We start from the raw sequence: 7,435 nt of genomic DNA on the forward strand, positions 1-7,435 counted from the left end.
GGGGGGAACCCCCGAATAAAAAAACGACAAGACAGCGAATCAAGACAGTGAATAGTGGATAGTTTTAATACATCCGCTTTAGAGGAGGGGTAATTTATTAATTGCCTCTCCTTTGTCGTTCGATCGGCGACCTCTGCCGAAACTGTTATCTTTAGGTAAGCGAGTATTGCAAACATCGCCACTAGTATCCCATTTCACCACCCCAGATGACGATCGATCCTTTGAGCTGGCAAGAACTAGCAGATCTACCCACCGCTAAATTTGTCCCGAGCGATCCGATTAATGGCGCAACCAATGCGCAGTCGCGACTCCGCTTATTCGGACGCGCCGAAACTGATGTGCGGGTGACACTATACCGTGACAATCATGCGTGGTGTCCTTACTGTCAGAAAATTTGGCTGTGGCTAGAAGAAAAACAAATCCCCTATCGGATCGAAAAAGTCACGATGTTCTGTTATGGGGAAAAAGAGAGTTGGTACAAGCGCAAGGTACCTTCGGGAATGCTCCCCGCCGTAGAATTAGACGGGCGGATGATTACGGAGAGCGATGATATTTTGCTCGCGCTCGAAGCCGCTTTTGGCGGACTGGCTTACGGGATGAGAGATCCGCAAGTAGTGCCACTGCGCCAGTTAGAGCGGTTATTATTTCGGGCGTGGTGTAGTTGGCTGTGTCGTCCGGCAAATTCAGTGCGGGAGGAGCAGCACAATCGATCGCAATTTGTCAGTGTCGTGCAAATGGTCGAGCAGGCACTTAGTAGTACATCCGGAGCTTACTTTCTAGATGTCTTTAGTACTGCTGACGTCATCTTTACGCCCTATGTCGAGCGGATGAATGCGAGCTTGTACTACTATAAAGGCTATTCCCTCCGAGAGGATAACCCGCGCTTTAGTGCCTGGTTTGATGCGATGGAAAGTCGGGAAACCTATCGCGGCACTCAGAGCGACTTTCATACCCACGTCCACGATTTACCACCTCAAATGGGCGGCTGCTATGAAAATGGCGAACCCCAGATGCTCAAAAATAAAGCGCGGGTGGATAATGGCCCCTGGGAGGGCTTACCAGACGCGACCTTTGTCGAACCGGAACACGATCGTGCGGAAGCCCTCTACCGGACGATTAAGCACCATGCGAATGTAATTCGGGTCAATCCTGCTGATGATAAATTGGTAGATGTCGCCTTGCGGTGTGCGCTGACAAATATGATGACCGGAACGGATCTCGTGCCACCACCAGGAGCGGATGCAGCCTTGCGCTATATCCGCGATCGAATTAATGTCCCTCGCGATATGTCGATCTATGCTGCCAAGCGGTTGAGAGCGGCGCTAGAGGCAACTGCGGCACTAGTTGGCGACGCGCAAGGTGTGCCCATTCCCTTCAATCATCGTCGCGACCAAAATCCTGTTGATTTTGCTAAAACATAAACCGATCGTTAAATTTGCGAGGAGCTGGTTGCAATTCCAGATAGAAAAACTCTGGCGTTGCTGCTGTCACAACGAAACCGAGGTGTTCTGGGTAACTTTCATCTAAGAGGATGTTTGGAAAGTATAAGGGTAGCACTCGTAAACCCTAGAAAATCCCCCCTAACCCCCCTTTTTAAGGGGGGAACCGGATTAAAGTCCCGCTTTTTAAGGGGGATTTAGCGGATGCAATCACGCGGAGGTTCCCTCCGCATGTGTTGTACCAAGTAGGGGGATTTACACACTTGAAGCGTAGCAATTAGACGCATCCATTCATCCTCTAAGTCTAATTCTTTTTCTTAATCCAGCTAAACAACTGCTCCACTGTGAGTTCGATCGATTTAGCAAAAGCAGGTACAGGTAGCATTGCCGTAGGCTCATCAATCATTTGAAAAGTTTGATTTGTCCCAATAATAAATACAGATCGATCTGTAGGATCTATTAGCCATCCCATCTGTGTCCCATAAGCCAGACAATGGTTGATATTTTTTAGAACTTTAGTAGTACTTTGTTCGGGTGAGAGGATTTCAATCGTCCAGTCGGGCGGAATGCTGAAGACATTTTCGATGTCGCCATTTTCGTCATAGGGAATTCTATCATTTTCAAAAATAGCTACGTCAGGCACGATTGCTCTACCCCCAAAAGTACAGCGTAGCTCTGGAAAAGCTTGAGCGATACCTATTCCTCGCCAAGCAAGAGTTAATTCAACTAACAATTCACCCTGAATAACGCTGTGTTGACCTTGAGGCATTGGTTTTTGAATGATTTCACCGTCGATGTATTCGCTAGCAGGTTTGGTCTCTGGCAGAGCCAAGAACTCTTCAAGGGTAAGTTGTCTAATTGGGGTCTGAACCATTTGTGACATGCTCCAAAAGTCTTACCTTATATTATGCCTCAATGCTCGTCTAGTCTAATTTGAAGTTAGAGCTGTGTTAATCGATCGAGTGATAGAGATCGATGTTTGGGGAATCGAACCATGATAACGTGTAGTAAGATCGTCTCCAGTAAATTGCGGTTAATGCCCAAATTTACGCTGGCGATACATTTACTAAATCATGGAACATTGTTAAATGAATAATTGGTTAAAGATGAGTGCCTTAGCTATTGTAGGGTCAGTTGGAGTTATGAGTTTGCAGCCAGTCCTAGCACAATCGTTGGCAACAAGAGCTGAAATTGCCAAGTATTCTAGAGATTATATCCCTGAATTTCAATCGAGTATTGCCAGCCAATCTGGTAATCAGAAACTCGGTAAGATTTCGGTGAATATGGACTTTGAAAGTTTTGGCGATAATAAAACAGAATTAGAAAATGCCGCCAGACAACTGTTTCATGCTAAAGGTGCCATCTTGTTTCTGAATAAGAATCCTACTGCCCGTGCCGCGATCGAAAGTAAAATAACATCTATTAAGATTTCGTTAGCGCCCAATGTCAAAGCGAATAAGTTGACATTGAAGAATGGCGTGCTAACGATGGCATCTAGCTCTTACGATCTGGGTAAATTTTACACTTCTGAAGATATCAAGAAATTCTTACTTAAAAGCTTGTAAACCACAATCAGAGCTGTGAGTTTCAAGCGACAGCATTTAATAAAGGGTTATAAATGAATTATATCCCTTTATTAAATGCGAACGAATCGGTTTGGATCGTGAATCCAAATATGCAGATAAATGTAGCTGCTCAATATGGTATCTAACTGGGATCGAGAACTGTATATTAAAGCTTGTCGGTTTGCCGCGCAGGCACATCTGGGACAGCTCATACCGGGAAGTAACATACCATATCTACTGCATTTAAATCTAGTAAGTATGGAAATTATCGCCGCGCTCGGTGCTGAAACTGGGCACAATGGCGATCTGGCAGTACAGTGTGCTTTGTTACACGATACGATCGAAGATACCGATACTAGTTACGATCGAATCGCGGCGATCTTTGGGGTGAGAGTCGCCGATGGTGTATTGGCTTTGAGCAAAAATTCAGACTTAGAAAAATCTCGGCGATTGGCAGATAGTCTAGAACGCATCAAAACTCAACCGATCGAGATTTGGATGGTAAAATTAGCCGATTCTCTTTCAGAGACGCTACGCGAACGAATTACCAATCTTCAGCCGCCGCCAGTGCATTGGGATCGAGCCAAGATCGTCCGCTATCGAAATGAGGCGATCGAAATTCACACCTACCTCCAATCGGCTAGTCCCTTCCTCGCTTCGAGACTAGCCGAAAAGATTCAAAACTATCCGCCTAAAGCCTAAAATCTAAAGCCTAATCTAATCGATCGATCCCCGATCGCCGTAAGATGAAGAGGTTAAATAAATCTTCAAAGATCGGCGAAATAAATTGTGAAAGCGATTACCTTACTCGGTTCTACTGGCTCGATCGGGACTCAAACCCTAGATATTGTCGAACATAATCCCGACAAATTTCGGATTGTGGGATTGGCGGCGGGTAGCAATGTCGAGCTGCTAGCGCGGCAAGTGCGCCAGTTTCGCCCGGAAATTGTGGCGATTGGGAATGAAGCCAAGTTGACTGAGTTCAAAGCTGCAATTGCCGATCTGGATTATCAGCCAATTGTCGTCGCTGGCGCGCAAGGGACGATCGAAGTTGCTGGTTATGGCGACGCTCAAAGTGTCGTAACTGGTATCGTCGGCTGTGCGGGACTGTTGCCGACCATTGCCGCGATTAAAGCGGGTAAAGATATCGCCCTGGCTAATAAAGAAACCCTGATCGCGGGTGGCCCAGTCGTGTTACCGTTAGTCGAAAAACATGGGGTCAAACTACTTCCCGCCGACTCCGAGCATTCGGCAATTTTTCAATGTTTGCAAGGCGTCCCCGCAGGTGGGTTACGCCGGATTATTTTGACTGCTTCGGGTGGTGCCTTCCGCGATCTCCCGGCGGAGAAATTAGCCTCAGTGAAGGTTGCTGACGCCCTCAAGCACCCAAACTGGTCGATGGGTCAAAAAATCACCATTGACTCAGCAACGCTGATGAACAAGGGTTTAGAGGTGATTGAGGCGCATTATTTATTTGGTTTGGGTTACGAACATATCGAGATCGTCGTCCATCCTCAGAGTATCATTCACTCGCTGATCGAAGTCCAGGATACCTCAGTCTTGGCGCAATTGGGTTGGCCGGACATGCGACTGCCCTTGCTATATGCGATGTCATGGCCCGATCGAATCTATACTAATTGGGAGAAATTCGATCTGGTTAAAGCTGGCGATCTGACCTTTAGAGCGCCCGAGCGCGAAAAATATCCTTGTATCGGACTAGCTTACGCTGCGGGTGAGGCTGGCGGCTCGATGCCAGCAGTACTCAATGCTGCCAACGAGCAAGCGGTAGCTCTGTTTTTAGCCGAAAAAATCCACTTCCTCGATATCCCCAAAACGATCGAGCGAGTCTGCGATCGGCATCGTAATGATTTTAGTTTAACGCCGAGTTTGGATGATATTATTGCTGCCGATGTCTGGGCGAGACAAATCGCGATCGAACTCAATCAACAGGCGGTGGCGAAGGTTATTTAGAGCCAAATTTAACAATCGCAATTCATTAGCTTGGTGAGGATGCCAACACAAACCCGACTTTTTTCCAAAAAAGTCGGGTTTGTCACAGCACTAGTTTAATTGCATTAACATCAGTTTGGAACCGGGATAGTTGCTTCGTTCGAGTCCGCCGCCGATTGAAATCGGGGCTAGTCTCACAAAGTCCGCCTACGCGGACTAGTTAATCAGTCCGCGTAGGCGGACATTGCAGCACGAGCCGAGACTTCCAGTCTCTAGGCTCTTCTTATCCGGAACTGACGTTGTATTAACCCGCTCGAGCGAGCCTAAACCGCTGCTGGTTCGGGTTTATTTCTGTGCTTATTGGTGCTGCTGCTGGTAGTTTCGTTGACTTCGAGCGGCACAAATTCGATGTGATTGAGTAAAGTAGTGACGAAGGCAAATAGCAAGAAGGGTAAGGATAACACTAAAATTAATCCGACCGTTGCTAGGGCATAAATCTGCCGGGTGGTACTCCACAGGGACAAAGCAGAAGCAAGACTAATGAAAATTACCATTAACCAGATGACAATCTGCCCATAGATATCACTAAAGGTCAGAGTACAGTTCATGCGATATTTCTGCTTTTCCATTTGTTACCACCAATACATATTAGTACTACTTTTCAGGATAGATCTTTCGTTGCACAATAGTAACTTTTTCAATCAATCGATAAGAATTGTTATAGATGTTTACAGATGGGAGGTGGGAGTGGGGAGATGGGAGATGAGGGGACGGAGAGGGTAATGGGTAAGAGGTAAGAGGTAAAAGGTAAAAGGTAATGCAACAATCTCCCAGTCTCCCATCTCCCCACTCCCATCTCCCCACTCCCATCTCCCATCTCCCCACTCCCCACTCCCATCTACTTCCCAATTAACTGAGTCAAACAAGAGAGCAACTCTTGTTCCTTAAAGGGTTTGGAGAAGTAGGCACTCGCGCCGAGGTTCATTGCGATTTTGCGGTGCTTATCGCCGCTGCGGGAGGTCAGCATCAGGACTGGGATATTTTTGAGGTTGGCGATGCCTTTGACGGTGGCGAGGAAGCCGTAGCCGTCCATTCGAGGCATTTCGACATCGCAGACTACAGCTTGGGCTTGCAGACCGCCTTGAAGTTTTTCAATCGCTTCTTGACCGTCTTTAGCTTGCTCGACGAGGTAGCCCGCTTTTTCGAGGGTCATGGCAACGAAGCGGCGGACGTTGATCGAGTCATCGACGACGAGGACGCGAGATTTTTGGGTCGGTGCGGCGGGGGTGGCGGTAGTATCGGCGGTGCTAAAGTCAAGCGTACTGGTACGCAGACCATTGGCAACCGCCAACCCGCCATCGATCCAGCGCACGAATTCGATCGCGTCTAGGAGTGGTACGATCCGACCGTCGCCGAGGATCGTACAGCCAGTGAAGCCGGGAGGCATTTTGATATTGCCTTGGGGTTGACGAATGGTGACTTCTTGTTCGCCCCAGAATTTATCGATTTCGACGGCGACGAGATCTTGTCCTTGGTCGATCATCAAGACGGTGGGACAGTTGATGGTGGGGATGCTGGTAGTAGCCAGTTGGGGATTGAAATTGGGAATCTGCAAGTACTGGCTGGGTTCGATCAGCCGGACGGTGAAGTTTTCCCATTGGAGCATCTTTTGTCCGGCAGTACTGATGACTTGTTCGGGGTTGAGTAAGATGATTTCTTCGACGATATTACTGGGAATTGCCAGCCATAACCCTTTGACTTCGACAATCAGGACGCGGACGACGGAGAGGGTAAAGGGAACGGTAATCGTAAAGGTACTACCTTTGCCGAGTTTGGTATCGACGAAGATATCGCCACGCAGCGATCGAATATTGGTACGCACGACATCCATACCTACGCCGCGCCCAGACAAGTCAGTGAGCTTGTCAGCGGTACTAAAGCCGGGTTCAAAAATTAGATCGATCAGTTCGCTATCTTTGAAATTGGCGATTTCTCGATCGTCAATCCCCATTTTCTTGACTTTAGCGCGGATTTTGTCGAGGTCGATGCCGCCACCATCATCTTTGATGGTGATTACGGTTTGGTTTCCGCGATAGGTGGCACTAATTTCGATCCTACCTGCATCTGGCTTGTCATTGGCACGGCGGACGGCACTGGGTTCGATCCCGTGATCGAAGGCATTGCGGAGCAGGTGCATTAAGGGGTCGTTGAGGGCTTCGAGGACGCTCCGTTCGATGAGGGTGGTACCGCCTTTGAGCTGAAGATCGATCGGTTTGGCATGTTCGATCGACATATTTCGCAGCGCGCGTGGAAAACGATCGAACAGCTCGGAAATCGGCCGCATCCGCACTTGAGTCAAGCCAGTTTGGAGCTGTTTGGCGGTTCGATTGAGGTCGCGATTGGTGCGCTCGGTATCGTTGAGTTGGAGGTCGAGGTCGGTGGTGAGGGGTGGGCCGGTTTGGATGCGGTCGCCGTTGGTGG

The 7,435-nt window shown here is 48.2% G+C and carries 7 protein-coding genes; 4 read left to right on the forward strand and 3 right to left on the reverse strand.

Annotated features, from left to right (window positions below; genetic code table 11):
• Positions 1-206 precede the first annotated feature (206 nt).
• Entirely contained in the window at positions 207-1,421 is a 1,215-nt protein-coding gene (locus RMO35_RS17625; protein WP_309742660.1) for a glutathione S-transferase family protein, read from the forward strand.
• A gap of 322 nt (positions 1,422-1,743) precedes the next feature.
• Here the strand turns inward: RMO35_RS17625 and RMO35_RS17630 are convergent, their stop codons facing one another.
• Complete coding sequence (locus RMO35_RS17630) at positions 1,744-2,313, reverse strand: Uma2 family endonuclease (RefSeq protein WP_309742662.1); 570 nt, start codon at positions 2,311-2,313, stop codon at positions 1,744-1,746.
• A 214-nt stretch (positions 2,314-2,527) separates the two neighbouring features.
• Here RMO35_RS17630 and RMO35_RS17635 point away from each other — a divergent pair, with 214 nt between their 5' ends.
• The 3 genes from RMO35_RS17635 to dxr all read left to right on the forward strand — a co-directional run bounded on the left by RMO35_RS17635 (position 2,528) and on the right by dxr (position 4,975).
• Complete coding sequence (locus tag RMO35_RS17635; protein ID WP_309742664.1) at positions 2,528-3,004, forward strand: hypothetical protein; 477 nt, start codon at positions 2,528-2,530, stop codon at positions 3,002-3,004.
• A 135-nt stretch (positions 3,005-3,139) separates the two neighbouring features.
• Positions 3,140-3,706, forward strand: coding sequence for an HD domain-containing protein (locus RMO35_RS17640; RefSeq protein ID WP_309742666.1), 567 nt, complete (start codon positions 3,140-3,142; stop codon positions 3,704-3,706).
• An 87-nt stretch (positions 3,707-3,793) separates the two neighbouring features.
• Complete coding sequence (gene dxr, locus RMO35_RS17645) at positions 3,794-4,975, forward strand: 1-deoxy-D-xylulose-5-phosphate reductoisomerase (RefSeq protein ID WP_309742669.1); 1,182 nt, start codon at positions 3,794-3,796, stop codon at positions 4,973-4,975.
• 302 nt (positions 4,976-5,277) lie between these two features.
• On the opposite strand, the gene RMO35_RS17650 is transcribed toward dxr, so the two are convergent.
• Positions 5,278-5,583, reverse strand: coding sequence for a hypothetical protein (locus tag RMO35_RS17650; RefSeq protein ID WP_309742672.1), 306 nt, complete (start codon positions 5,581-5,583; stop codon positions 5,278-5,280).
• Between the two features lie 269 nt (positions 5,584-5,852).
• The coding region (locus tag RMO35_RS17655) for a hybrid sensor histidine kinase/response regulator (RefSeq protein WP_309742674.1) at positions 5,853-7,435 on the reverse strand (1,583 nt) is incomplete at its 5' end.

It is taken from the genome of Chamaesiphon sp. OTE_20_metabat_361, from assembly GCF_031364565.1.

Bases quoted from the DNA above. Each gene is read 5' to 3' on its own strand.
- RMO35_RS17650 (WP_309742672.1), bottom strand. From the start codon at position 5,583: ATGGAAAAGCAGAAATATCGCATGAACTGTACTCTGACCTTTAGTGAT.
- RMO35_RS17635 (WP_309742664.1), top strand. From the start codon at position 2,528: ATGAATAATTGGTTAAAGATGAGTGCCTTAGCTATTGTAGGGTCAGTT.
- RMO35_RS17625 (WP_309742660.1), top strand. From the start codon at position 207: ATGACGATCGATCCTTTGAGCTGGCAAGAACTAGCAGATCTACCCACC.
- RMO35_RS17640 (WP_309742666.1), top strand. From the start codon at position 3,140: ATGGTATCTAACTGGGATCGAGAACTGTATATTAAAGCTTGTCGGTTT.
- RMO35_RS17630 (WP_309742662.1), bottom strand. From the start codon at position 2,313: ATGGTTCAGACCCCAATTAGACAACTTACCCTTGAAGAGTTCTTGGCT.